General features: G+C 60.1%; 2 protein-coding genes and 1 pseudogene. All 3 read right to left on the reverse strand.

Annotated features, from left to right (window positions below; all coding sequences use genetic code 11):
* A partial coding sequence (locus DBR24_RS15855; protein ID WP_146189059.1) for a LacI family DNA-binding transcriptional regulator occupies window positions 1–310 on the reverse strand: 310 nt, incomplete at its 3' end.
* Between the two features lie 3 nt (window positions 311–313).
* Window positions 314–1,291 (reverse strand): ABC transporter permease, encoded by a 978-nt coding sequence (locus DBR24_RS15860; protein WP_123463366.1) that lies wholly within the window; start codon window positions 1,289–1,291, stop codon window positions 314–316.
* Window positions 1,288–1,578 (reverse strand): annotated as a pseudogene (locus DBR24_RS15865) (sugar ABC transporter ATP-binding protein); the annotation flags it as partial. The gene DBR24_RS15860 and the pseudogene DBR24_RS15865, both read right to left, overlap by 4 nt.

Genomic DNA, 1,578 nt, shown 5'->3' on the forward strand with positions numbered 1-1,578 from the left:
GTTTCTCCGGGTTGTCATCGGAGTTGCACAGGATCACGCAATAGCCGTTACGCTCACAATAATCCTCGATGCCCCGCGCCAGCTCCGCAAAGTAGGGGTTGAGACTGTTCGGCACCAGCAGCCCGATTGTGGCGGTGGTCTTGGCCTTCAGCGAGCGCGCCACGGCACTCGGTACGTAGTCGAGGCTCTTGATCGCCGCTTCGACCTTGAGCCGCACCTCCTGACTGACTGGCCGGGTGTTGTTCACCACATGCGACACGGTGGTGTAGGAAATCCCCGCGAGCGCCGCCACATCCTTGATCGTTGCCATGATTCAGCCCCGGCGAGTTGCACGTTGACTGCGATAAGTATCGAGCACCACCGCGATAACGATCACCGCACCGGTGATGATACGTTTGGTCGGTTCGGTGGCACCAATCTGCGCCAGACCGGCCGCCAGCACGGAAATGATCAATACACCAAAGAACGTGCTGATCACTGAGCCACGCCCGCCCATCAGACTGGTGCCGCCGATGACCACGGCTGCGATCACCTGCAGCTCAAGCCCCGAACCGGCATTGGGATCTGCGGCTTCCAGACGGGAAATCTGGAAAAGCGCAGCGATACCGGCGAGCAGACCCATCAGGCTGAACACCAGAATCTTGTAAGGCTTTGGATTGATCCCGGCCAGACGCACAGCTTCTTCGTTGGTACCGATGCCGATCAGGTAGCGGCCGAACACTGTGCGCGTCAAAACCGCCTGCGCGATGAAAATCACCAGCAAGGCAATGATGAATGAAGGCGAAATACCGAACGCAATCGGGTTCGACAACCAGGCAAAGGCGTCGCCGATGTAGGCGGTGCGCGACCCCGTCATCTGATACGCCAGGCCTCGAGCCATTTCGAGCACGCCAAGGGAGACGATGAACGAGGGAATCCGCCAGGCCACGGTGATCGAGCCGGTGATGGTGCCGGCCAGTGCCGCCACCGCCATGCCGAGCAACGCCGCCGGCAACACGCTCCAGCCCCAGCCGAGAATGGCCACACTGACGGTCGATGCGGCCAATGCCAGCACCGAGCCGACCGACAGATCGATACCGCCGATGATCAGCACGAACGTCATGCCGACCGCCAGCACCATCAGATCGGGAATCTGGTTGGCCAGGGTACTGAAGGTGTTGTAGGAGAGGAAATGGCTGCTCAGCACCGAGAACAGCGCAATCATCGCCAGCAAGGCACCGGCCAGGCCCAGATAAGTGCCCAGACCGTAAAAGTTGCCACTACGTTTGCCGGCAGGAGATGCAGTTTTCATGGAAGATCCCTAGGCGCCGCTTCGTTGAGCAACGCATCACGTTTTTGGTAGCCGGCGAACGCGGCGGCAAGCAAATCATCCTGAGTCCAGCTGTCGCGCTCGAATGTGTCGATCAGACGGCCCGCCGACAGCACGCCGATCCGGTCGCAGATCAGCATCAATTCACGAAGGTCGCTGGACACCACCACCAACGCTTTGCCCTGACGAGTCAACTCGCCGAGCAAGGCATAGATGTCGAACTTGGCACCGACGTCGGTGCCTCGGGTCGGCTCATCGAACAGCAACAC

Source organism: Pseudomonas sp. HMWF006 (assembly GCF_003061205.1).
Lineage (GTDB): Bacteria > Pseudomonadota > Gammaproteobacteria > Pseudomonadales > Pseudomonadaceae > Aquipseudomonas > Aquipseudomonas monsensis.

Excerpts from the sequence above, each read along its gene's own strand:
- DBR24_RS15860 (WP_123463366.1), bottom strand. The coding sequence starts at position 1,291 with ATGAAAACTGCATCTCCTGCCGGCAAACGTAGTGGCAACTTTTACGGT.